Raw genomic sequence first — 23342 nt, 5'->3', positions numbered from 1 at the left:
CGGCAGGTCAGCGGGTGTAAAACGACACGGCGGTGTCGCCGTACGTGCGGACCGCGTCGCGCGTGAGCCCGGCGATCTCCGGGGAGGGGTCGCGCCGGGCGTGCTCGAGGACGAGGCGCCCCGCCGGGGCGAGCAGGCCGAGGGGCCCGGCGAGGCGCGCCGCCGCGGCGACGGCCTTCGCCAGGGCGGCGTACGGCGGATCGAGCAGGACGAGGTCGAAGGGGGGCTCGTCGTGGAGCAGGTCGAGCGCGCGCTCGACCGGGAGGGGGACGACCCGCGCGGCCTCGCCGAGGCCGAGCGCGGCGAGGTTCTCGCGGAGCGCGGCGAGCGCGGGCCGGCCGCTGTCGACGAAGACCGCGCGCCGCGCGCCGCGCGAGAGCGCCTCGATGCCGAGCGCGCCGGTGCCGGCGTAGAGGTCGCAGACGAGCGCGTCGGTGACGTCGCCGAGCGAGGAGAAGAGCGCCTCGCGCACGCGGTCCGCGGTCGGCCGCGTGCCCTCGCCGCGCGGCGCGGCGAGCCGCCGCCCGCCGAGCCGGCCGGCGATCACCCGCATGGTCGTCGCCCCGCCGCCGCGGGCCCCGGCGCGCCGGTCACCAGCGGTAGGTCACGTCGAGGCCGCCCGCGTCGAGGCTGACGCTCGGCTGCACGGTCAAGCCGGGGCGCACCGTCGACCGGCCCTCGCCGCTCGTCACGAGCAGGTAGGCGCCGACGCCCGCGGAGATCGCCGCCAGCGGGTAGAGCACGATCTGGAGCGCCGTGTGGGTGTCCGCGCGCTCGCACAGCCCGATGCCGGCCTCGACCGTCCGCGTGTCCGCGGTGACGTCGCCCCGGATGGCCTGGCGTTGCTCGCGCGCGCAGACGTCCTCGACCTTCCGGTCGAACAGCGCGCGGTAGGCCTTGAACCGCGGGTCGCTCGGCACGGTCGCGACCTGGATCGAGCTGATGACGGCCACGGTCCCGAACACCGCCCCCGCGCCGAGGCCGACGAAGCCGCCCACCCGCTTCCAGCTGGGCTGCGACGACTCCACGGGCATCTGGCTGAGCGCCACGTCCGTGGTGGCGACGGGCTGGACCACGACCGACGCCTCGGCGTCGAGGAACCCCGGCGATTTGACGAGCACCCGGTGGGGCCCGGTCACGACCGTGAACGTCGCCTCGCCGTTCTGCACCGCGCCCGCCGGCTTGCCGTCGATGAGCACGCTCGCCTGCGCCGCGCCCGTCCTCACGCGGAGGGAGCCCTTCGGCGGCCCGCCGGTCAGCGCCGCCACGGCGTCGGCCGCGATCTTGCGGAGCGTCTCGTCGTTGCCCTCGGTGAGGTTCGCGCTGTGCTTCACCGGCACGTTCGCGGCCGGCTTCCCGCGGCTCCACAGGTGCAGCTCGCCCACGACGCTGGTGCCCTCCTTGCGGACCACGCCCCAGAGGTAGCGGTCGCTCTTGATCTGGTCGGCGATGCGGCTCTGGCACGCCGCGTCGGGCACGTCGCTGCACTGCAGGCTGAGCGTCAGGACCTCGAGCGAGAAGTCGCCCTCGCCGACCGACCAGCCCGGGGTATCCTTGATGGCCGAGCGGAGCGCCTTGGTGAGCGCGTCCGCCTGGTCGTAGGCGTCGTCGGTCCGGAGGGCGATGACGGTGATCGGCAGGGCCGACGCCGACGGCTCTGCCGCCCGCGCGGCGCCGCCGCGGGAGAGGCAGGCGGAGAGGGTCAGCACGGCTGCGAGACCGGTTCTCTGTGCGCGCGTCATCCTGCGGTCCTGAGCTCCACGCGCCCAAGTTACCCGGCCGGCGGCCGGGAACGCAATCTCACTGGGCCCGCGCGCAGCGCGCGCGTTTTTCGTTTCGCCCACGATCGCGCTGTGTCAGAGCTTTTGCAGCGCTGGCCCGCGCCGCAGCGAGGCCTGCAGCACGCATTGGGCCGGTCCATGAGAGTCCCCCGACACATCTTTCGCGAGTACGACATCCGCGGCGACGCCGAGCGCGACCTCACGAGCGAGCTCGCGCGCGCGCTCGGCGCCGCGTTCGCCCAGCTCCTCCGCCGCGAGGCGGCGGGCGCGGCGGCGGGCGCGGTGAACAGCCAGGGCGGGGCGGCGGCCGCGGCGCCCCGGGTCGCGGTCTGCCGCGACGGCCGCCTCTCCAGCGACCGCCTGTTCTCCGCGCTCACGGACGGCCTGCGCGCCGGCGGCGCCGACGTGATCTCCGCCGGCGTCGGCCCGACGCCGCTGCTCTACTTCGCGGCCCATCACCTGCATGCGGACGGCGCGATCATGGTGACGGCGAGCCACAACCCGGCGCCCGACAACGGGTTCAAGCTGATGCGCGGCAAGGCCTCGTTCTTCGGCAAGGAAATCCAGGCGCTCGCCGACCTCATCGAGCAGGGCAGCGACGGCGGCGCCGGCGCCGCGCCCTCGCCGCCCGGCTCGTTCTCCGAGGTCGACCTCGAGGCCGACTACATCGCGGCGGTGCGCGCGGCGTCCCGCCTGTCGAGCACCGACGTCCGCTTCGTGGTCGACGCCGGCAACGGCGCGGCCGGCCCGCTGGGCACCCGCACGCTCGCGGCGCTCGGCTTCTCGCCGGACGCGCTCTTCTGCGACATCGACGGCCGCTTCCCGAACCACCACCCCGACCCGACGGTGCCCGCGAACCTCGCGGCGCTGCGGGACCGCGTGCTCGCGACCGGCGCCGCGCTCGGCATCGCGTGGGACGGCGACGGCGACCGGCTCGGCGTGGTCGACGAGCGCGGCGAGGTGCTCTGGGGGGACAAGCTGCTGCTGCTCTTCGCCCGGTCGCTGCTCGCCGAGCGCCCCGGCTCGGCCGTGCTCGGGGAGGTGAAGTGCTCCGAGACCCTCTACGCCGACATCGCCGCGCGCGGCGGGCGCCCGGTCCTCTGGAAGACGGGCCACTCCCTCATCAAGACGAAGATGAAGGAGGAGGGCGCGCTGCTCGCCGGGGAGATGAGCGGGCACATGTTCTTCGCCGACCGGTGGTTCGGGTTCGACGACGCGGTGTACGCGTCGGTCCGCCTGCTCGAGATCGTGGCCCGCGAGGGCCGGCCGCTCAGCGCGCTGCTCGCGGACGTCCCGGAGACGTTCGCCACGCCCGAGATCCGCGTCGACTGCCCCGACGCGGTGAAGTTCGAGGTCGTCCGCCGCGTGACCGACCATTTCCGAGGCGTCCGCCCGGTGGTGGACATCGACGGGGCGCGCGTCGACTTCGGCGGCGGCGCCTGGGGCCTCTGCCGCGCCTCGAACACCGGCCCGATCCTGGTGCTGCGTTTCGAGGCCCGCTCGGTCGCGCGGCGCGACGAGATCCGCGCCGAGGTCGAGGCCGTCGTCGCCGCCGCTGTCCGCGAGTCCCTCGCCGCCCCCGCCCCGTGACCAAGCCCGACGTCGAGCCGCAGAACGAAGCCTGGACCATCCGCCGCGTGATCACCTGGGCCTCGGGTGATCTCAAGAAGCGCGGCGCGTCCTCGGCGCGCCTCGACGCCGAGCTCCTGCTCGGCAAGGTGCTGGGCATCGACCGGGTCGGCCTGCTGATCGACGCCGACCGGCCGCTCGACAAGGCCGAGCTCGCCGCGTACCGGGACCTGCACCAGCGCCGCCGCGCCGGCGAGCCGGTCGCTTACCTGCTCGGTGTGCGGGAGTTCTACGGCCGCCCGTTCCGGGTCGATCCGCGCGTGCTCATCCCGCGCCCGGACACCGAGATCCTGGTCGAGGTCGGCCTCGCCCGGACGCGGCGCATCGCCCTCGCCGCGCGCGTGCTCGATCTGTGCACCGGGTCGGGCTGCGTCGCCATCAGCCTCGCGTGCGAGCGGCCCACCAGCCGCGTGCTCGGCGTGGACATCTCGGCCGGCGCGCTCGCCGTCGCCCGCGAGAACGCGCTCCGCCTCGGCGCGGTGAACGCGGGGTTTTTGCGCGCGGATCTCTTCGCCGGCCTGCCGCCCGGCCTCCGCTTCGACCTGATCACCGCGAACCCGCCGTACATCCCCGACGGCGACGTGGGCTCGCTGCAGGTCGACATCCGCGGCTACGAGCCGCACCTCGCGCTCGCGGGCGGCGCGGACGGGCTCGACGTCACGCGCCGGCTCGTCGCGGGCGCGCCGGCGCTGCTCGCCGGCGGCGGCGTGCTGGCGGTCGAGGTCGAGGCGGGCAAGGCGGGCGCGGTGGCCGAGCTCTTCGCCCGGGCGGGGTTCCGCGACGTCGTGAAGAGCCTCGACTACGGCGGGCACGAGCGCGTCGTCGCCGGCGCCTTGCCCTGATCGCCTGCCGCGCCCTGGATCCTCGCGGCGCCGGGGCGCGGGGGTGGGGCCGGGCCGCGCAGCGCGCGCGCGCCTGTGCGGCGCGGTGGCTGGCGTGCCGGTTGCACCGCCTGGCGCGGCGGCGGGGGCGGACGCTCCGTGGCGCGCCGGGCGCGCTGGCGGCTGTCTGCTCCGTTCCTCCGCGCGTGTTCACCCCGTCAGGCGGAGAGGTGTTTCATGAGGCAGGTGGATCCCAGGCCCGAGAGCTCGACGGCCGATCTCGTGAAGGAGGCGATCGCCGAGGCCAAGGAGCTGATGCAGGTCGAGGTCGCGCTGGCGCGCGACGAGATCAGCGAGGAGATCGCGTGGGCGAAGAGGTCGGGCATCGCGCTGGGCGTGGCGGTGGCCGCGGCGCTGATCGGGCTCGCGCTGGTGCTCGTCGCGCTCGCGCTCTCGATCTCGCCGTCCCCGATCCCGGCGCTCCTGCTCGGGCTCGGGTTCGTGGTGCTGGCCGTGGTGGTGGGCCTGGTCGGGTACACGCGGGCCCCGAAGCGGCCGCTCGAGAGGACCCAGGAGCGCGTCGCGGCGGACGTCCGGGTGCTGCGGGAGCACGTCGCATGAAGCGGATGAACGGCCAGCGCGAGGCGTTCGAGCGCAAGGCGGACGAGCTGCGCGAGCGGCTGATGCACACGATCGAGGCGATCGATCAGCGGCGGCACGAGCTGCTCGACGTGGGGGCCGAGGTGCGCCGGAGCGGCCCGGGGGTGGTCGTCGGGGGGCTCTTGCTCGCGGTCATGGGCGGCGCGGCGGTGATCGCGCTGGTGCAGGACGTACGCGCGGGCGCGCGGGGCGAGCGGCTGCGCGGCGAGCGCATCCGGGCGCTGGTGCGCTCGTGGCGGCACCCGGACTGGGTGGCGGCGCAGGGCAAGCCGAGCGTGCCGCGCGAGATCGGGCGGAAGATCCTGATCGGCGCGGCGTCGTTCCTGGCGATGCAGCTCATCCGCCGCGGCATCCGGCTCACGCTGGCGACGCCGGGCGGTGAGGCGCTGCCGCGCGGGAAGCCGCCCGAGCTCCGGGCCTAGGCCTGCTGCGGGGGATTGGCTCGGATCAGGAGAAAGAACGCCAAGAACGCCAAGGGCGCCAAGGACGCCAAGAGGGGAGGGGAAGGGCCTTCCCGGCATTGGCTCCCCTCGTCACGTCTCCGGTTTCCTGGCGCTCTTGGCGTCGTGACGGTTCACATCCCCAGCCAGACTTCCCGCAGCAGGGCGGGGCAGGCCGGCGCTGGCGCGCGGCTCAGGGGTCGGTATAGAGCGCGGTCCGCCACCCGAGGTAGACCCCCGTCTGGCGCACCGACGAGCTCCACGTGTAATCGGCGTAGAGCCACGGCCCCATCGACACCTTCCAGAGCCGTATCCCTTCGTAGAACGCTCCGATGCCGATGCGGGCCGGCAGGGCGCCGTCGATGGCGTCCGCGTCGTCGTCGCCGGCGTCGTCGGCGGTCGTGTAGGCCACGCCGGTGCCCGCGTCGAGGGCGACGCCCGCGTCTCGCCAGGGCCCTCCGAGCGAGAAGAGCGGGAAGACCTCGGTGTGGAACATGAAGCCGCCGGCGAGGGAGCCATGGTCCGCGGAGCTCAGGAGGTGCCCGCCGAAGGCGCCGCCGAACGTGAGCCAGTCCGCGAGCGCGCCGCCGATCCAGACGTAGCCTCCCCCGCCGATCCCGACGCCGGTCGCGGTGTAGTAGCGCTCGTATCCGATCTTCTGGACGTCGTTCGGGAAGCCGGCGGCGCTCCCGAGCGCGACGCCGGCGGAGATCCCCACGGCGAGCCCGCCGCGCCGCGCCGCCGGCCTCGGCGCGAGCAGGGGGTCGGCGGCGGGCGCGCGTGGTTCGCCGGACACCGTCGAGGCATCGCTGGCCGGCTTGTCCGCTGCGTCGGCAGGTGATCTCTCCGTCGTGGAGGGCGTCGCGGGTGCGGTCTGCTGCGCGGCCGCGGTGGACTGGAGCAGGCCGATGCCGAGGAGCGCCGGCAGCGCGGTCGCTCGTCCGAGGTGGAGAGGCGTCGCCATGAGCTCCCTTCCTAGTCGATGACGGGGGCCCCGGGCATCGCAATCCGGCGAGCGCTCGCCGGCCGGCGCGCGGGGCCTCGCCCGCTGGCGTCGACCTTGCCCTTCCCAGCGCCGGCAGTCGTCCCTTGCTGGTACACGGACAGGGGCGGAGGTCATCTGGACAGGGGCGGAGGTCATCTGGACAGGGGCGGAGGTCATCTGGACAGGGCGGAGGCCATCTGGACAGGGGCGGAGGTCATCTGGACAGGGCGGAGGTCATCTGGACAGGGGCGGAGGTCATCTGGACAGGGCGGAGGCCATCTGGACAAGGGCGAGGATTATCCGGACATCGTGAAGCGGTTCTATGTCCGCGGGTCACGACCGCGCCTGTCCGGATGACCCTTCGCCCTTCCTTGTCGCGAGCAGACCGAACTCGCAGAAGACCCACGCGGGGCTGTCGTTCGCCCCGCTCAGTGCTCTCCTGCTTCGTACGGCTCAACGTCGACCTGCCCGCCGCGCTCCCATGCCGCTCGCTTCCCGGCGCGGCCGCATCCGCTGCTCAGGCTGGCCCGAGCGCGCTATGCTGCGCCGCTCATGAAGTACTCTCCCTGCCTGCTCCTCGCGGCGCTCCTCGCCGGCGCGTGCGGAGGTGCGGAGGCACACCGACCGGTTCCCACGATGACCGCGAACTCCTCACCGTCCCCTGGCGCGACCAGCGCCGCGCCCACCCCCGCGGACCGCGACCGCCCCGCGTACCCGCCGACCCGCGTCGATCCGGTGAAATACACCCTGCACGGGGTGGATGTCGCCGACCCGTACCGCTGGCTCGAGGACGACGCCTCGGCCGAGGTGCAAGCGTGGATGAAGGCGCAGCAGGCGTTCACGCGCGCCGAGCTCGACAAGCTCCCCGAGCGGGGCGCGATCGCGTCGCGGCTCAAGCAGCTCTTCTACATCGATGCGGTCTCCGCGCCGCGCCACCGGCGGGGCCGGTACTTCCTGAGCCGGCGGCACGCGACGAAGGAGAAGTCGATCGTGTACTGGAAGCAGGAGAAGGGCGGCGAGGAGCGCGCGCTGCTCGACCCGAACACCTGGTCGGACGACGGCAGCGTCTCGCTGGGCGGCTGGGAGGCGTCGTGGGACGGCAAGAACGTCGCCTACAAGGTCCAGAAGAACAACTCCGACGAGGCGACCCTCTATGTGATGGATGTCGCCTCCGGCAAGCGCTCCGAGGTCGACGTCATCGAAGGGAGCAAGTACGCCTATCCCTCGTGGACGCCGTCCGGCGACGGCTTCTATTACGTCTGGCTCCCCACCGACCCGTCGATCGCCGTCGCCGACCGGCCCGGATACGCCGAGGTGCGCTTCCATCGCCTCGGCCAGGACCCGCAAAAGGATCGGGTCGTGCGCGGCAGGAACAGCGACCCGAGGACCTTCCTCGGCGCGAGCCTCTCCAAGGACGGCCGCTTCCTGGTGCTCACCGTGGCCCACGGGTGGACGTCGACGGACGTCTACTTCCGCGACCTCCGCAGGCCGGGCGGGCAGGCCGCGGACCGGCCGCTCGTCGTCGGGAGCGACGCCCATTACAACGTCGAGGTCTACAAGGACCGTTTCTATGTGCACACCGACGAGGGCGCGCCTCATTACCGCCTCTTCGAGGTCGACCCGGACAGGCCGGAGCGCGCGGCGTGGAAGGAGATCGTCCCGGAGCGCGCCGACGCCACGCTCGACAGCGTCTCCGTCGTGGGCGGGCACCTCGCGCTCGGCTACCTCAAGGACGCCTCGAGCCGCGTCGAGATCCGCACGCTCGACGGCAAGTTGACCCGCGAGGTCCCGCTGCCCGGCATCGGCACCGTCGGCGGCCCGTACGGGCTGCCCGACGAGGACGAGGCGTATTTCTCGTTCGAGTCCTTCACCTCGCCGCAGGAGATCCACGCGACCTCGATCAAGACCGGCAAGACCGAGCTCTACGCGCGCATCGAGGTGCCTGTCGACCCGTCGCCCTACACCGTCGAGCAGGCCTTCTTCCCGTCCCGGGACGGCACGCGGGTGTCGATGTTCATCGTGCGCCGCAAGGACCTGAAGAAGGACGGGAGCGCCCGCGCGCTGCTCTATGGATACGGCGGGTTCCAGATCTCGCAGACTCCCTCGTTCACGGGGTCGATCCACCCGTGGCTCGAGCGGGGCGGCGTGTACGCGGTGGCGAACCTGCGCGGCGGCGGCGAGTACGGGGAGGCGTGGCACCGGGACGGGATGCTGCTCAAGAAGCAGAACGTCTTCGACGACTTCATCGCCGCCGCGGAGCACCTGATCCGCGAGGGGTACACGCGGCCCGAGGGGCTCGCGATCCAGGGCGGCTCGAACGGCGGCCTGCTCGTGGGCGCCGCGATCACGCAGCGGCCGGACCTGTTCGGCGCGGCCCTCTGCAGCGTCCCCCTGCTCGATATGGTGAGATACCACCTCTTCGGATCCGGCAAGACGTGGATCAGCGAGTACGGGTCCGCCGACGATCCGGAGCAGTTCAAGGCGCTTTACGCCTACTCCCCCTACCACCACGTCAAGCCGGGGACGCGGTACCCGTCGGTCCTGTTCCTGTCGGCCGACAGCGACGATCGGGTCGATCCCATGCATGCGCGCAAGCTCGCCGCGGCCCTCCAGGCGGCGAGCGCGGGCGGTCCGGTCCTGCTCCGCATCGAGCGGAACGCCGGGCACGCCGGGGCGGATCTCATCCGGGCGGCCGTCGAGAAGGGCGCCGATCAGATCGCGTTTGCGCTCGCGGCCACGAGCGCGCCGGCGCCGGCGCCGGCGAGCAGATGAGCTGCGGCGGCGCGCCCGATGCGGCGCGCGATGGCGAAGCGGCGCGGGCCCGCGTCGCTGCGCGGTGACGGACGGGCTCACGGCGCTGCGCGGTGACGGACGGGCCCGTGTCGCCGCGCGGTGACGGACGGGCTTGCGGCATCGCGCCGCGACGGCTAACAACGCGCCGCTGTGCGGATGCTTCACCCCGGAGCCGGGTCGTCGCGGCGCGGGCCTTTGACCTCGCGCCCCCTCGCAGCCGCCGCGGCGGCGGTGGCGGGGGATCCGCGCGCGCCGGCGGCGGAGTTCTCGGATCCCGCGGCGGTCCTGGCGCGGCTCATGGATCTGCACGGGAGCATCTCGCTCGCGCGCGAGCTCTCGCTCCTCGACCGCCCGCCCGCGCCCTCCGCGCCGGCGGCGACGGAGGGCGCGCGCGCGGCGGTCCGGGCGCTCGCCGCCGATCGGCTGGGCGAGCTGACGGCGGCGCTGGATCAGCTGTTCTCGGCCCCGTTCCAGCGGCGGAACAAGCTGCCGGACGCGCCGGCGGTGCTCGCGACCCTGGAGCAGACCGGGGCGCTCGTGCCCCCCCGCGGGCGGGGGGCGCTCGCGTCCGCGGCCGGCCAGCTCTGGGAGCCGTTCGGCGAGCTCGTGACCCGCGCCCTCAACCGCGTCCGCCAGGAGACGCGCGCCCTGCGCGAGGAGCTCGCGCCGTCGCTGCGGGCGCTCGGCCCGGCCGCGGCGCGGCTCGAGCGGCTCGACGCGGCGATCGCGAGCGCCACCCAGAAGCGGCGCGAGCGCGCGCTCGGCGAGCTCGTCCCGGGCCTCTCGCGCTGCTTCGCGCGCGGCTTCAGGGCGGCGGTGCTGGCGCTCCCGGAGGCGGTGGAGATCGATCACGTCGCGGGCTGGTTCGGGCGGGATCAGTGGCTCGGGCGGGAGGTCCAGCGGATGGAGCTCGTCGTGCAGGCGGTGCTCGCGCACGAGGCGGGCAGGCTGCTCGCGCTGGTGGACGGGGCCGCGGCGGGCGCGCCCGCGTAGCCTGCCGGGGGCGCTCATGATGTGGCTGGCGACGGCGCGGCAGTGGACGACGCGGCTCCTCGTGCTCCTCACGGGGGCCGTCGGCCTCGCGCTCGTCGCGCGCGCGGCGCTCGTGTACCGCGGGGCGGACCCGCTCGCGTACGGCCTCGTGCTCCTGATCGCGCTGGGGCTCGTGCTCGGCACGCTCGAGCTCGTCGTGCGCGCGGGCCGCGCCGCCCGGCTCGGGCGCGAGCTCGCGGCGCTGCCGCGTCCGGCGACGCGGGCCGCCGTCGAGCGGAGCAGCGCGCCGCTCCGCGCGATGCTCGAGGCGCGGATCGCCGGGGTGCCGCTGTCCCCGGCGGTCGCCTCGTTCGCCTCGTACCTCATCGGCCTGCTCGTGATGATCGGGCTGCTCGGCACGTTCCTCGGCCTGTTCGAGACGCTGCGGGGGGCGCGCGAGGCGCTGACGCTGAGCGCCGACGTCGGCGCGCTGCGCGAGAGCCTGGCCGCGCCGATGCAGGGCCTGTCGCGCGCGTTCGGCACGTCGGCGGCGGGCGTGGCGGCGTCGGCGATGCTCGGGCTCGGCGCGGTGCTCGTGCGCCGCGCCGAGGCGGGGGCGGCGGCGGCGCTCCACGCCTACGCGGCGGGTCCGCTCGCGGGGCTGACGGTCGCGGGGCGGCAGCTCGCGGCGCTGGAGGCGCTCGCGCGGCAGGGCGAGGCGCTCCCCGCCGCGGCGGCGTCGCTGGGCGAGGCGACCTCGAGGCTCGAGCGCCTCGAGGAGCGGCTGCTCGCCGTCCAGGTCGAGGGTGCGCGCCAGGCCGCCGCCTCGTTTGCGGGCGCCGCGACCGAGATCCGCGCCGACATCGCGGCGGGACTTCGGCAGACCGCCGACGTCGCGGCGGGCGTGGTGAAGCCGCTCCTCTCGCAGGCGGTGGAGCGCGCCGGCGCGGTCGCGTCCGGGTCGCTGGAGGCGCTCGCGCGGCGCCTGGAGGAGGAGGCGCTCGCGCGGCAGGCGGCGGACGCCGCGTCCGCGGCGCGGCTGGAGGGGCAGGCGGAGCGGCTGGCCGGGGTGGTGCGCGGCGCGATCGAGCGGCTGGAGCAGGCGCAGGCGGCGCGGGCTGCGGAAGCGGCGGAGCGGCAGGCGGAGCTGGACGCGGCGCGCGCGGCGCACCTGACGGCGCTGGGCGAGGCGCTGGCGGGCCCGCTGACGGAGGCGGCGCGTGCGGCGCAGGCTGCGCCCGAGGCGGCGGCGCGGCTGATCGAGGAGGCGTCGGGGCGATTGTCGTCGCGCGCGGAGGCGGACCGGGAGCGCGACGTGCGGCTGGATGTGCTGCTGGAGCGGCTGTCGGAGGCGACGGCGGCGATGGGTGGGAGCACGCGAGCGCAGGCGGAGCGGGTGACGGCGCTCGCGGAGTCGGCGGAGCGGAGCGCGGCGGAGCGGGACGCGCGTGCCGAGGCGCGGATGCAGGCGATGGCGGAGGCGGCGCGGGAGCTGCTTGCGGAGCAGGCGTCGCGGCTCGCGGCGTTCGAGGAGCGGCTGGAGGGGGCGCGGCGGGAGGCGGCCGACGGGCTGGCCGAGCGGCTCAGCGCGCACGCGCGCGGCCTGGGCGAGGGCCTGGAGCGGCTGGAGGGCGGTGTCGCGTCGCGGCTGGAGCAGCTGGAGGGCGGTGTCGCGTCGCGGCTGGAGCGGCTGGAAGAGCGGGCGGCGAAGCGGCTGGAGCAGCTCGACCGGGAGGCTGCGTCGCGGCGGCGCGAGCTGGAGGCGGAGTCGTCGGCGCGGCTGGAAGGGCAGGCGGAGCGGCTGGCCGGGGTGGTTCGCGGCGCGATCGAGCGGCTGGAGCAGGCGCAGGCGGCGCGGGCTGCGGAGGCGGCGGAGCGGCAGGCGGAGCTGGACGCGGCGCGCGCGGCGCACCTGACGGCGCTGGGCGAGGCGCTGGCAGGGCCGCTGACGGAGGCGGCGCGTGCGGCGCAGGCGGCGCCCGAGGCGGCGGCGCGGCTGATCGAGGAGGCGTCAGGGCGATTGTCGTCGCGCGCGGAGGCGGACCGGGAGCGCGACGTGCGGCTGGATGTGCTGCTGGAGCGGCTGTCGGAGGCGACGGCGGCGATGGGTGGGAGCACGCGAGCGCAGGCGGAGCGGGTGGCGGCGCTCGCGGAGTCGGCGGAGCGGAGCGCGGCGGAGCGGGACGCGCGTGCCGAGGCGCGGATGCAGGCGGTGGCGGAGGCGGCGCGGGAGCTGCTTGCGGAGCAGGCGTCGCGGCTCGCGGCGTTCGAGGAGCGGCTGGAGGGGGCGCGGCGGGAGGCGGCCGACGGGCTGGCCGAGCGGCTCAGCGCGCACGCGCGCGGCCTGGGCGAAGGCCTGGAGCGGCTGGAGGGCGGTGTCGCGTCGCGGCTGGAGCAGCTGGAGGGCGGTGTCGCATCGCGGCTGGAGCGGCTGGAAGAGCGGGCGGCGAAGCGGCTGGAGCAGCTCGACTGGGAGGCTGCGTCGCGGCGGCGCGAGCTGGAGGCGGAGTCGTCGGCGCGGCTGGAAGGGCAGGCGGAGCGGCTGGCCGGGGTGGTTCGCGGCGCGATCGAGCGGCTGGAGCAGGCGCAGGCGGCGCGGGCTGCGGAGGCGGCGGAGCGGCAGGCGGAGCTGGACGCGGCGCGCGCGGCGCACCTGACGGCGCTGGGCGAGGCGCTGGCAGGGCCGCTGACGGAGGCGGCGCGTGCGGCGCAGGCGGCGCCCGAGGCGGCGGCGCGGCTGATCGAGGAGGCGTCGGGGCGATTGTCGTCGCGCGCGGAGGCGGACCGGGAGCGCGACGTGCGGCTGGATGTGCTGCTGGAGCGGCTGTCGGAGGCGACGGCGGCGATGGGTGGGAGCACGCGAGCGCAGGCGGAGCGGGTGGCGGCGCTCGCGGAGTCGGCGGAGCGGAGCGCGGCGGAGCGGGACGCGCGTGCCGAGGCGCGGATGCAGGCGATGGCGGAGGCAGCGCGGGAGCTGCTTGCGGAGCAGGCGTCGCGGCTCGCGGCGTTCGAGGAGCGGCTGGAGGGGGCGCGGCGGGAGGCGGCCGACGGGCTGGCCGAGCGGCTCAGCGCGCATGCGCGCGGCCTGGGCGAGAGCCTCGCGGCGACCGCGGCGGTGGTGCGCGAGGCCTCGGAGCTCGTGCGGGCCGGCGGCGCCGAGATGACGGCCGTCGCCGAGATGTTCACGGCCGCGGTCGACCGCTACCGCGACGCCAGCGATCGCTGGCTGAACAACCTCGGCGCCATCGAGGACGCGATCGAGCGCCGGGAGCATGGCGAGGCCACGGATCTGCTCGGCGCTTACCTCGACCAGACCCGCGAGGTCTTCGACCACTCGCTGCAGTTCCAGCGCGAGCTCTTCTCCGAGCTGCGGGCGCTGAGGAGCAGGTCGAGCTGATGCGCCGCTTCGGGCCTTCGCCCGCAACTCGAACCCCGCGCCGCCCGCGCCAACCGCGCCGCGTGTTCGTCCTCGCGCGGCCTGCCGGGAGAGCCCGCCGATGTCGCTGATGCCCGCGGAGGACGACGCCTCGGAGCAGGCGGCGGTCTGGCCGGTCTTCGGCGACCTCATGGCCTGCCTCTTCGGCCTGTTCGTGCTCTTCTTCGTCTGGGCGATCTCGTTCCAGGTCGACCTGACCCGCGATCTCGCGGCCGAGCGCGCCACCCGTGCGGCCGAGCGCGTGCGCCTGGAGGCGCTGGAGCGCGCGCTGGCCGGACCGCTCGCCGAGGGCCGGATCACGCTGACCGAGGGGCGCATCGGGATCCGCGGCAGCATCTTGTTCGAGCTCAACTCGGCCGAGCTCCAGCCGGAGGGCGTCGCGTTGCTCGACGCGCTGGCCGACCCGCTCAAGGCATACCTGGAGCACCACGACGAGCTCATCATGGTGAGCGGCTTCACCGATGATCGCCCGCTGACGGGCTCTTCCCGTGGCTACGCGGACAACTGGGAGCTCTCGGCCCAGCGAGCGCTCACGGTGACCCGTGCGCTTGCGGCCGCGGGGGTCCCCGACGAGGCGCTGTTCGCTGCCGGCTTCGGCGAGAGGCACCCGGTGGCGCCCAACGACACGAGCGAGAACCGGGCGAAGAACCGCCGTGTGGAGATCTCGCCGATCCCCCGGCAGGGTTCGCGATGACGTCCGTGTTGGATTTTTCGCTTGGGACTCCGCAACCCGGGTCGGTCCCACCGCAACCTGGGTTGGTTTCGGCGCAACCCGGGTCGGCCCCGCCGCAACCTGGGTCGGCCCCGCCGCAACCTGGGTCGGTTTCGGCGCAACCTGGGTCGGCCCCGCCGCAACCTGGGTCGGCCCCGCCGGGGTCGGCCCCGCCGCAACCCGGGTCGGTTTCGGCGCAACCCGGGTCGGTTTCGGCGCAACCCGGGTCGGTTTCGGCGCAACCCGGGTCGGCCCCGCCGCAACCCGGGTCGGCCCCGCCGCAACCCGGGTCGGCCGGCGCCGCGGCGGCCGCGCGCCTCGCGGCGCTCCGCCAGGCTGGCGCCGACCGCTTCGACCCGCCGGGCTACCGGTTCGTCGAGGCCCTCCTCGAGCGCGCCCGCGCCCTCGACGGCGGCGCCCGGGCCCGCCTCGACGACCGCGCCTCGGCCCGGCTCGCGGCGCTCGAGGCCGCCTTCCACCACGCGCGCGCCGAGGCGCTGGCCGAGCTCCGTGCCCTCGCCGACGCCGGCGTCCCGGACGACGGCGCGCTCGCCGCGGCGCTCGATCGCGGCGAGCTCGCGGCCGTCGTCCGGGCCGCGCGCCGCCGCCTCCGCGAGCGCGTGGCCGAGCGGCAGACGACGACCGTGCCCTGGCTCGCGCGGCTGCGCGGCGAGGTGGCCGCGCGCGACGTGCGCCTGCCGGAGCCGCTCGCGCGCGACCTCGCCGAGCTCCCCTGCGACGGCGACGTCGTCGAGCGCCGGGTCAAGCGAAAGGCGCAGGCGCTCACCAGCGCGCTCTCCTCGGCGCTCTTCCACGAGTCGCTCGTGAGCGCCCGCGCGACGCTCGCCGTCGCCCGCGCAGCCGACAACCTCCCGGAGGACGCCGGCCCCTACAACGCCCAGGTCCTCGCCGCCCGCGCCCTCTGCGCCGCGGAGCGGCTCTCCGACCACTACCTGCGCGCCCTCGTGGCCGGCCTCCAGGATCTCGGCGCCCTCGCCGCCGCGCTCGAGCCGGAGCCCGAGCGCCCCGCCCGGAAGAAGGCCGCGCCGCGCTCCGGCGGCGAGCCCCGTTCCCGCCGCCCGGCCTCCCCAAAAAAAGCATCACTCGTCCGCGGATCGCGATAGGTAGGTAATCCCCATGCCTCGCTTGCCGCGCCGTTCGCTCGCCGCCCCCGCCTTCGTCTTGCTCGCCTCTTCCTGCGCGTCCACCTCCGACAAGGTCGAGAGCGCGCCGCCGGAGCCGCCGCTGAAGCCGTGCGGCACCGAGGTCGTCAGGCGCGGCGACGGCTACGACGGGGCCGCGCGCGAGTGCATCTGGCAGGCCTACAAGGACCGCGAGCCCGCCGTGTTCACCACCACCCGGTACACCATCGAGGGCGACCCCATCACCTACCGCCTCGAGGTCACGCTCACCGGGGTCGTCGTCGTCGTGAACAGCAAGGATCGCTACGCCCAGCAGGGGACCTTCCGCCACACGTGCCGCAACCTGGAGCGCATCGCGCAGGACGGCACCGAGAACCGGTTCGGCTTCGCGCTGAGCGCCTGCGCCGGCGGCGGCGCGGACCGGTTCGCGGTCCCGTGACGAGCGCGCCGCCGGGCGACCCGGCCGCCGGCCGACCGCCGGGAGGTGCTCCCGACGGCGCGGCGGCGCAGGAGGACGGTGACGGCGGCAACGGAACCGCGACCTGCGCGCGCCCCGCGCCGCCGCCGGCCTTTGCTCGGGCAGCCACGGGCGGGTGCAGGCCGGAGCCTGATCTGGTAGACGCGACCGATCCTTGGCGCGTAGGCTCCCAAGGCATCGGAGCGGGCATCGACATGAGCAGACGAAGCCTCCTGTTTCGCGCGGTCGACTCGAGCCAGGCGCCGGAAGAAGCCTCGTCGACAGCGCCGCCGGCCGCGCCGCCGGCGGGACCTCCGGCGGTGCGGCCGGCGGTGCGGCCGGCGGTGCGGCCGGCGGTGCGGCCGGCGGTGCGGCCGGTGGTAGACGAGCGCCGGTCGCCCGGCAGAGCGTGCCCGTGAGCAAACCCGGGGCAAACGCCATGCAGCCGCACCTCGTCGTCGAGTCCGCGGGGCTCACCCACCCGGGCATGGTCCGGGACACGAACGAGGACAGCTTCGCGATCCTGGAGTCGCGCGGGCTGTTCCTCGTGGCCGACGGCATGGGCGGGCGCGCCGCCGGGGAGGTCGCCTCGCGGATGGCGATCGACACGGTGCGCGACTTCTTCGACGACCCGGACTCGACCTGGCCTGTCGCCGTCGGCGTCGGCCCGCCCACGGTGCGGAGCTCCGAGGCGCGTTACGTCGACCAGGGGCTCCCCTTGCTCGTCGCGGGCATCCAGCTGGCGAACGGCCGCATCTACGCCGCGGCCCGGCGCGATCGCGAGAAGCGCGGCATGGGCACCACGTTCGTCGCCGCCCTCGCGCGCGACAGCCACGTCGCCATCGCGCACGTGGGCGACAGCCGCGCCTACCGCCTCCGCGATCGCCGCCTCGAGCTGCTCACCCGCGACCATTCGCTGGTCAACGAGTGCATCCGGCTGGGCCACCTCCTCCCGGAGCAGGCGAGCTCGTTCCCGCTCCAGCACGTGATCACCCGCGCGCTCGGCACCGACGAGGCGGTCGAGGTGGAGACGCGGATCGACTCCATCGAGAGCGGCGACGTCCTGCTGCTCTGCTCGGACGGCCTGTCCGGCGTGGTGTCGGCGCAAGATATCGCCAGTATCCTGGAGGAGCACCCCGACCCGCGCAACGCGGCGTCGCGGCTCGTCGCGCGCGCCAATGAGAACGGCGGCCCCGATAACGTCACGTGTGTCGTCGCGCGCTGGCGCTCCGGCCCTGGCGGCGCCGCCCGGCGCTGAGCGGGCGCGGCGCGGCGCGCGGCGACGCCCATGTCGTCCTGCGCGCATTGCGCGCGGGTTGCCCGCTTTTCCATAGAACATCATATGCCGGAAGGCGCGCCACCGTGTTAATGCCGGCGGGGCATCACGATGGGCGCGCGAACGAACGGATCCTCGGGGCTGCAATCCATGGCGTCCACCTCCACGAGCGCGGTGGCGGCCAGGCCGGGCGCGGGCGCGCGGCGGGGCAGGCCGGCCGCGCCCCCGCAGCAGCCGGCGGAGCCCCGGCCGGCGCCCCGGCTCCTCGAGGCGGCGCGCGAGCCGGACTTCATCGAGGTGCTCGGATCGCGCGAGCACAACCTCCGGATCGACCGGCTGGAGGTGCCGAAGCGCAAGCTCGTGGTGTTCACGGGGGTGAGCGGCTCGGGCAAATCGAGCTTGGCGTTCGACACGCTCTACGCCGAGGGGCAGCGGCGTTACGTCGAGACGCTGAGCTCCTACGCCCGGCAGTTCCTCGGGCAGCTCGAGCGCCCGCAGGTCGAGCACCTGCGCGGCCTGTCGCCGACGATCGCCATCGAGCAGAAGAGCGCCTCGAGCAACCCGCGCTCCACGGTCGGCACGATCACCGAGGTCTACGATTACCTGCGCGTGCTCTATGCGCGCGCCGGCGAGCAGCATTGCCACCTCTGCGGCAAGCCGGTGAAGGCGCAGAGCTCGGAGCAGATCGTCGAGGAGCTCTTCGCGATGCCGGAGGGCACGCGGTTCGTGCTGCTCGCGCCGCTCGTGACGCACCGCAAGGGCGAGTTCAAGGACCTCTTCGAGGAGCTCCGGGGCCGCGGCTTCGTGCGGGTCGAGATCGACGGGGCGCAGCACCGCCTCGACGACCTCCCGCGCCTCGACAAGAAGCTCAAGCACACGATCGCGCTCGTGGTCGACCGCCTGGTCGTGCGGGCCGACGAGCGGCAGCGCATCACCGAGGGCGTCGAGCTCGCGCTCCAGGAGGGGCGCGGCGAGCTGCGGGTCGAGCCCCAGGCCGACGACGGGGCGGGCGCGCGCCGGCGCCGCCCCGAGGCGCCGCTCCTGTTCAGCGCGGCGCGCTCGTGCTGCGGCCAGAGCTTCCCCGAGCTCTCGCCGCAGAGCTTCTCGTTCAACAGCCCCCTCGGCATGTGCGGCGCGTGCAACGGCCTCGGCACCCGCCTGGAGGTGGATCCGGCGCTCGTGATCCCGGACCCGTCGCTGTCGATCCGGGACGGCGCGATCGCCCCCTGGGCCTCGGCCATGGCGCGCGGGGAGGGCTGGACGTTCCGCATCATCGACGCCGTGTCGAAGGCGTGCTCCGTCGACCTGGACACCCCGTGGCGCAAGCTCGGGGCGAAGAAGCAGGAGATGGTGCTCTACGGCCTCTCGGGCAAGCGCATCGCGGTGACGTGGGGCAAGGAGGGGACCGAGACCCACGGCACCTGGGGGATGCGCTTCGAGGGGGTGATCCCCAGCCTGATGCGCCGGTTCCAGCAGGCCGCGTCCGACTCGGCGCGGGACTCGTACCGCAAGTTCATGAGCGACCGCCCGTGCGACGCCTGCGGCGCCCGGCGGATGCGCCCGGAGTCGCTCGCGGTGCGCGTCGCGGGCAAGGGCATCGCCGACGTCACCGGGATGACGGTCCGGGACGCGTACGAGCATTTCGCGCGGATGGAGCTGCCGGGCAGCCGCCAGAAGATCACGGAGGGCGTGCGGCGCGAGATCTCGACCCGGCTGAGCTTCCTGCTCAACGTCGGCCTCGATTACCTGACGCTCGACCGCGCCGGGCCCACGCTGAGCGGCGGCGAGGCGCAGCGCATCCGGCTGGCGAGCCAGCTCGGCAGCGAGCTCTCCGGCGTGATGTACGTGCTCGACGAGCCGAGCATCGGCCTGCACCAGCGCGACAACCAGCGCCTCATCGAGACGCTGCGCCGCCTGCGCGACCTCGGCAACACGGTGCTCGTGGTCGAGCACGACGAGGAGACGATCCGCGCCGCCGATTACGTGGTGGATTTCGGCCCCGGCGCGGGCCACCTCGGCGGCCGGGTGATCGCCGCGGGCACGCCGGAGGAGATCGAGCGCGACCCGGAGAGCCTGACGGGCGCGTACCTCGCGGGGCGCACGCGCATCGAGGTGCCGGCGGCGCGGCGCGCGCCGCGCGGCTGGCTGGAGATCCTGGGCGCGTCCGAGCACAACCTGAAGGACATCGACGTGCGGTTCCCGCTCGGGGTGCTGCTCGCGGTGACGGGGGTGAGCGGCGCCGGCAAGAGCTCGCTGGTGAACGGGATCCTCTTGCCGGCGCTCGGCCGGGCGCTGCACAACAGCACCGAGCCCGTCGGCGCGCACCGCGCCATCAAGGGCCTCAAGGCGCTCGACAAGGTGATCGCGATCGACCAGAAGCCGATCGGCCGCACGCCGCGGTCGAACCCGGGGACGTACACGAAGGCGTTCGATCAGATCCGCGACCTCTTCGCCGAGCTGCCGGAGTCGCGCGCGCGCGGCTATGGCCCGGGGCGGTTCAGCTTCAACGTGAAGGGCGGCCGCTGCGAGGCGTGCAGCGGCGACGGCATGGTGAAGGTCGAGATGCACTTCCTCGCCGACGTGTACGTCCCGTGCGACGTGTGCGCCGGCAAGCGGTACAGCGCGCAGACGCTCGCGGTGCGCTACAAGGGCAAGAGCATCGCCGACATCCTGGACACCAGCATCGAGGATTGCCTGAAGCTCTTCGAGCACCACACCGCGCTGCGGCGCGTGCTCGAGACGCTGGTCGAGGTCGGGCTCGGGTACATGAAGATCGGCCAGAGCGCGCCGACGATGAGCGGCGGCGAGGCGCAGCGGGTGAAGCTGAGCCGCGAGCTCGGCAAGAGCCAGACGGGCCGGACGCTCTACGTGCTGGACGAGCCCACGACGGGCCTGCATTTCGAGGACATCCGCAAGCTCCTCGGGGTGCTCCACCGGCTGGTCGAGGCGGGCAATACGGTGGTGGTCATCGAGCACAGCCTCGACGTCATCAAGTGCGCAGATTGGGTGATCGACCTCGGCCCGGAGGGCGGCGCCGGCGGCGGCCGCGTCATCGCCGAGGGGACGCCCGAGGACGTCGCGAAGGTGGCGGCCTCGTACACCGGTCAATTCCTGCGCCCCCTGCTGCGTGAACCCGGCCGGGGTTGAGGCAACCCGACCGCGCGCGGCGACCGCGAGCGGCGTTCCCCGCGGCGTCTCCGGCGGGCGTCTCCGTCGCGCTGTGATTGTCGCTGGTAACTAAAACTTCATTTCTGTCTCTCCCTCCAGGCTCTCCGCCGCCCGGCGCGATAGCGCTGCTGACGGATTTGTTCGATGCGCTTGCGTCGAGGAACCACCGCGGGGATCATGAACGCCATCGTTCCCTGAGGTGCGCGAGCACCCCACTGGCTCCTTCATAGATCCACTGCAAATTCCCACGTCGACCGGGCTACCACACACGCCGCCGTGCTCGACGTCCGTCACCGGGAGGGCCCATGCGATTCACGAAGCATTCTCTTTATCTCGGCCTGAGCCTGTCGCTGGGCGCCGCCTCCGCGGGGGCATGTTCCGCGAGCGGCGCCGCGGCGCCCGCCGGCCCCGGAGGCCCGTCGAGCGGCGCCGGCGACGGCGGCTCCGGCGCGGGCAACGGCAGCACGGGCGGCCTCGGCGGCGATGACGGTATCCTCGGCGCCGGCGCGAGCGACCCCGGCGAGCCCCAGCCGGACCCCGCGGCCGACCCGAAGACGTGCGCGGAGGCCGCCTCGCTCAAATCCTACATCGGGTGCGACTTCTGGCCGACGGTCACCGCGAACAACGTCTGGTCGATCTTCGACTACGCGGTCGTCGTCGCGAACGCGGGAGAGGAGGCCGCCGAGATCGAGGTGATGCGCGACGGCTCCGCCGTGGCGCAGGCCGAGATCGCGCCCAACAGCCTGGGCAAGATCTACCTCCCCTGGGTCCCCGAGCTGAAGGGCCCGGACATGGACAAGTGCAGCAGCTCCGTGCCGATGACGAGCTCCGTCCGCGTGAACGGCGGCGCGTATCACCTCGTCTCGACGCGGCCGGTCACCGTCTATCAGTTCAACGCGCTCGAGTACAAAGGCGAGGGCGGCCCCACCGGGAAGAGCTGGTCCTCCTGCCCCGGGAACAGCGTCTGCCCGAGCGACGGCGCCGCGATCGGCTGCTTCTCCTTCAGCAACGACGCCTCGCTGCTCCTCCCGAGCACGGCGATGACCGGCAATTACCGCATCACCGGCAAGGAGGGCTGGGTCAACGCCGAGATCGGCGGTTACATGACGATCACCGGCACCAAGGACGACACCACGGTCACCGTGCAGGTGGCCGAAGACGGCTGGGTGCTCGCCGGCGGGGGCATCCCCGAGACGGGCGGGGGCGGCATCTTCACGTTCGAGCTCGGCGAGGGCGATGTGGTCGAGATCCTGTCGGATCCGTACTCGGACCTCAGCGGCAGCCTGGTCACCGCCACGAAGCCGATCCAGGTGCTGACCGGCATGTCGTGCACGCAGTCGCCGTACGGCGTCTTCGCGTGCGACCACATCGAAGAGTCGGTGTTCCCCGCCGAGACCCTCGGCAAGAACTACTTCGTCACGGTCCCCACCTCCCCCGGCGGCCAGGTCATCGGCCACGTCGTGCGCCTCTACGGCAACGTGGACGGCACGCGCCTGAGTTACCCCTCCGGTCGACCGGACGGCGCGCCGACCACGCTCAACGCCGGGCAGGTCGTCGACCTCACCGTGGTGCGCAGGGATTTCGAGATCTCCGGGGACCACGAGTTCGCGGTCAGCTCGTTCATGCTGGGCGCCGCGCTCGCCGACCCGAACGCCACGGTCTCCCAGCAGAAGGGGGATCCCTCGCAGAGCCTCGCCACCGCGGTCGAGCAGTACCGCACCAAATACGTCTTCCTGGCTCCCAGCGATTACGACGAGAGCTACGTCGACATCGTCCAGCCGGTGGATGCGACGATCACGCTCGACGGCGAGCCGGTCGCCGAGCGGCCGACCCAGATCAGCTCCGGCTTCGGCATCACGCGCGTCCCGCTCGGCCCCGGCAACGGCGGCGCGCACGTGCTGACCGCCTCGGCGCCCGTCGGCATCCAGGTGATCGGCTACGGCGCCTACACGAGCTACCAGTACCCGGGCGGCCTCAACCTCGTCGCGATCGCGCCGCCGCCGCCGCCGCCCCGCTGATCCCGGGCGTTCGCCGGAGCCCCGCGCCGGCGGCCGAGATTGTCTTTCCCGGCCGCCTGTTCTAGCACCGCCCGCATGACGGCCCGACAGCGCGTCACCGCCCGGAGCGCCGCGCTGTTCGTGGTCCTGGCCAGCACCGCGTTCGCCGTGAGCGGCCCGCTCGCCCGTTCCGCTCGCCCGCTCCACCCGCTCTTCGTCGCCTTCGGCCGGGTCGCCCTCGCGGCGGCCGCGCTCTCCCTGCTCGACGTGCGCGGCCTCGCCCGCTCGGCCGTGCGCCTGTCCATGCGCGAGCGCGCGGCCGTGCTCTGCGCCGGCCTGCTGCTCGCCGTGCATTTCGCGCTGTTCCTGTGGGGGCTCGACCGCACGTCGGTCCCGGCGGCGGTCTCGCTCATCTCCCTCGAGCCGCTCGCGGTCGTGCTCTGCGCGTGGGTGTTCTTCGGCGTCCGCCCCACGCGATCCGAGCAGGCCGGCGTGCTCCTCGCCACCGCCGGCGCGGTCCTCGTCGCGCGCGGCGCCGGCGCCGGGGATCACCGGCTCTCGGGCGACCTCATGGTGGTCGCCTCCACCCTGCTTTACGGGCTCTACGTGTCCTTCGCCAGGGCGCTCCGGGACGCCCTGCCGGCGCGCAGCTACGCGGCCCTCGTCTACGCGAGCGCGGCGCTCTTCCTCGCCGCGGCGCTCCCCGTGGCGCCCGGCGCGCTCGAGGGCGTCGCCCCGCCGCCCCGGCACGCCGTCGTCGCCGTCGCGGGGCTCGCGCTCATCCCCACCCTCGTCGGCCACACCGCGGTCCAGGCCGCGGCCCGCCGCATGTCGCCGGCCATCGTCGCGCTGGTGTCCCCCGGCGAGACGCTGGGCGGCATCGTCATCGGCGCCCTGTGGCTCGGCGCCGTCCCCAGCGCCACGGAGGTCGCGGGCGCCGCGATCATCCTCGTCGGAGCCGTCGTCGCCATCCTCGGATCGCGATAGGGAGGAATTCGGGACACCCGCCCTCGGAGCTTGACTGTCGATGATTCGAAGGGAGGCTCTCCGCATGTACGGGGGGCTGCTTCGAA

18 protein-coding genes are annotated in these 23342 nt (G+C 74.4%); 15 read left to right on the top strand and 3 right to left on the bottom strand.

Annotated features, from left to right (window positions below; genetic code table 11):
• Positions 1–7: 7 nt before the first annotated feature.
• Positions 8–553, bottom strand: a complete 546-nt coding sequence (gene rsmD, locus WMF43_RS45315) for a 16S rRNA (guanine(966)-N(2))-methyltransferase RsmD (RefSeq protein WP_437674740.1) — start codon at positions 551–553, stop codon at positions 8–10.
• Positions 554–590: 37 nt separating this feature from the next.
• Positions 591–1709, bottom strand: coding sequence for a PEGA domain-containing protein (locus WMF43_RS45310; protein ID WP_437674738.1), 1119 nt, complete (start codon positions 1707–1709; stop codon positions 591–593).
• Between the two features lie 210 nt (positions 1710–1919).
• On the opposite strand from WMF43_RS45310, the gene WMF43_RS45305 reads away from it, so the two are divergent.
• The 4 genes from WMF43_RS45305 to WMF43_RS45290 all read left to right on the top strand — a co-directional run bounded on the left by WMF43_RS45305 (position 1920) and on the right by WMF43_RS45290 (position 5313).
• A complete protein-coding gene (locus WMF43_RS45305) occupies positions 1920–3371 on the top strand; it encodes a phosphomannomutase/phosphoglucomutase (protein WP_437674736.1) in 1452 nt (483 codons plus the stop codon).
• The gene (gene prmC, locus WMF43_RS45300; RefSeq protein WP_437674734.1) at positions 3368–4252 is read left to right on the top strand and encodes a peptide chain release factor N(5)-glutamine methyltransferase; all 885 of its coding nucleotides are present in this window, start codon (positions 3368–3370) and stop codon (positions 4250–4252) included. The genes WMF43_RS45305 and prmC overlap by 4 nt, the downstream gene beginning before the upstream one ends.
• 216 nt (positions 4253–4468) lie before the next feature.
• Positions 4469–4852, top strand: a complete 384-nt coding sequence (locus WMF43_RS45295; protein ID WP_437674733.1) for a phage holin family protein — start codon at positions 4469–4471, stop codon at positions 4850–4852.
• Positions 4849–5313 carry a hypothetical protein gene (locus WMF43_RS45290; protein ID WP_437674731.1) on the top strand — a complete coding sequence of 155 codons (465 nt, stop codon included), beginning with the start codon at positions 4849–4851 and terminating at the stop codon, positions 5311–5313. Before WMF43_RS45295 ends, WMF43_RS45290 begins: the two co-directional genes overlap by 4 nt.
• A 211-nt stretch (positions 5314–5524) precedes the next feature.
• Here WMF43_RS45290 and WMF43_RS45285 read toward each other — a convergent pair whose 3' ends face one another.
• On the bottom strand, positions 5525–6295 hold the full coding sequence (locus tag WMF43_RS45285; RefSeq protein ID WP_437674729.1) for a hypothetical protein: 771 nt from the start codon (positions 6293–6295) through the stop codon (positions 5525–5527).
• A gap of 657 nt (positions 6296–6952) precedes the next feature.
• On the opposite strand from WMF43_RS45285, the gene WMF43_RS45280 reads away from it, so the two are divergent.
• From WMF43_RS45280 to WMF43_RS45230, 11 genes are all read left to right on the top strand, one after another.
• A complete protein-coding gene (locus WMF43_RS45280) occupies positions 6953–9088 on the top strand; it encodes a prolyl oligopeptidase family serine peptidase (RefSeq protein WP_437684217.1) in 2136 nt (711 codons plus the stop codon).
• Positions 9089–9304: 216 nt separating this feature from the next.
• Positions 9305–10102, top strand: a complete 798-nt coding sequence (locus WMF43_RS45275; RefSeq protein ID WP_437674727.1) for a hypothetical protein — start codon at positions 9305–9307, stop codon at positions 10100–10102.
• A gap of 16 nt (positions 10103–10118) precedes the next feature.
• Positions 10119–13478, top strand: a complete 3360-nt coding sequence (locus tag WMF43_RS45270) for a hypothetical protein (protein ID WP_437674726.1) — start codon at positions 10119–10121, stop codon at positions 13476–13478.
• A gap of 100 nt (positions 13479–13578) precedes the next feature.
• Positions 13579–14211, top strand: a complete 633-nt coding sequence (locus WMF43_RS45265; protein ID WP_437674724.1) for an OmpA family protein — start codon at positions 13579–13581, stop codon at positions 14209–14211.
• A gap of 62 nt (positions 14212–14273) precedes the next feature.
• Entirely contained in the window at positions 14274–15353 is a 1080-nt protein-coding gene (locus WMF43_RS45260; protein WP_437674722.1) for a DUF2894 domain-containing protein, read from the top strand.
• Positions 15354–15366: 13 nt separating this feature from the next.
• Entirely contained in the window at positions 15367–15810 is a 444-nt protein-coding gene (locus tag WMF43_RS45255) for a hypothetical protein (RefSeq protein WP_437674720.1), read from the top strand.
• Between the two features lie 233 nt (positions 15811–16043).
• Positions 16044–16247 carry a hypothetical protein gene (locus WMF43_RS45250; protein ID WP_437674718.1) on the top strand — a complete coding sequence of 68 codons (204 nt, stop codon included), beginning with the start codon at positions 16044–16046 and terminating at the stop codon, positions 16245–16247.
• Positions 16248–16267: 20 nt separating this feature from the next.
• Complete coding sequence (locus WMF43_RS45245; protein ID WP_437674716.1) at positions 16268–17086, top strand: Stp1/IreP family PP2C-type Ser/Thr phosphatase; 819 nt, start codon at positions 16268–16270, stop codon at positions 17084–17086.
• 129 nt (positions 17087–17215) lie between these two features.
• Positions 17216–20251: an excinuclease ABC subunit UvrA gene (uvrA, locus tag WMF43_RS45240; RefSeq protein ID WP_437674714.1), complete on the top strand. Its 3036-nt coding sequence runs from the start codon at positions 17216–17218 to the stop codon at positions 20249–20251.
• Positions 20252–20577: 326 nt separating this feature from the next.
• Positions 20578–22290, top strand: coding sequence for an IgGFc-binding protein (locus WMF43_RS45235; RefSeq protein WP_437674712.1), 1713 nt, complete (start codon positions 20578–20580; stop codon positions 22288–22290).
• Positions 22291–22365: 75 nt separating this feature from the next.
• Positions 22366–23256: a DMT family transporter gene (locus WMF43_RS45230; protein WP_437674711.1), complete on the top strand. Its 891-nt coding sequence runs from the start codon at positions 22366–22368 to the stop codon at positions 23254–23256.
• The last annotated feature ends 86 nt before the right edge of the window (positions 23257–23342 follow it).

The organism is Sorangium sp. So ce131, from assembly GCF_051519095.1.
Taxonomy (GTDB): domain Bacteria; phylum Myxococcota_A; class Polyangia; order Polyangiales; family Polyangiaceae; genus Sorangium.
Note: the sequence above shows the minus strand (reverse complement) of the source record. Positions and strands in the feature narration are given on the sequence as shown.

Excerpts from the sequence above, each read along its gene's own strand:
- rsmD (WP_437674740.1), bottom strand. The coding sequence starts at position 553 with ATGCGGGTGATCGCCGGCCGGCTCGGCGGGCGGCGGCTCGCCGCGCCG.
- WMF43_RS45305 (WP_437674736.1), top strand. The coding sequence starts at position 1,920 with ATGAGAGTCCCCCGACACATCTTTCGCGAGTACGACATCCGCGGCGAC.
- WMF43_RS45295 (WP_437674733.1), top strand. The coding sequence starts at position 4,469 with ATGAGGCAGGTGGATCCCAGGCCCGAGAGCTCGACGGCCGATCTCGTG.
- WMF43_RS45290 (WP_437674731.1), top strand. The coding sequence starts at position 4,849 with ATGAAGCGGATGAACGGCCAGCGCGAGGCGTTCGAGCGCAAGGCGGAC.
- WMF43_RS45285 (WP_437674729.1), bottom strand. The coding sequence starts at position 6,295 with ATGGCGACGCCTCTCCACCTCGGACGAGCGACCGCGCTGCCGGCGCTC.
- WMF43_RS45280 (WP_437684217.1), top strand. The coding sequence starts at position 6,953 with ATGACCGCGAACTCCTCACCGTCCCCTGGCGCGACCAGCGCCGCGCCC.
- WMF43_RS45270 (WP_437674726.1), top strand. The coding sequence starts at position 10,119 with ATGATGTGGCTGGCGACGGCGCGGCAGTGGACGACGCGGCTCCTCGTG.
- WMF43_RS45265 (WP_437674724.1), top strand. The coding sequence starts at position 13,579 with ATGTCGCTGATGCCCGCGGAGGACGACGCCTCGGAGCAGGCGGCGGTC.
- WMF43_RS45255 (WP_437674720.1), top strand. The coding sequence starts at position 15,367 with ATGCCTCGCTTGCCGCGCCGTTCGCTCGCCGCCCCCGCCTTCGTCTTG.
- WMF43_RS45250 (WP_437674718.1), top strand. The coding sequence starts at position 16,044 with ATGAGCAGACGAAGCCTCCTGTTTCGCGCGGTCGACTCGAGCCAGGCG.
- WMF43_RS45245 (WP_437674716.1), top strand. The coding sequence starts at position 16,268 with ATGCAGCCGCACCTCGTCGTCGAGTCCGCGGGGCTCACCCACCCGGGC.
- uvrA (WP_437674714.1), top strand. The coding sequence starts at position 17,216 with ATGGGCGCGCGAACGAACGGATCCTCGGGGCTGCAATCCATGGCGTCC.
- WMF43_RS45235 (WP_437674712.1), top strand. The coding sequence starts at position 20,578 with ATGCGATTCACGAAGCATTCTCTTTATCTCGGCCTGAGCCTGTCGCTG.
- WMF43_RS45230 (WP_437674711.1), top strand. The coding sequence starts at position 22,366 with ATGACGGCCCGACAGCGCGTCACCGCCCGGAGCGCCGCGCTGTTCGTG.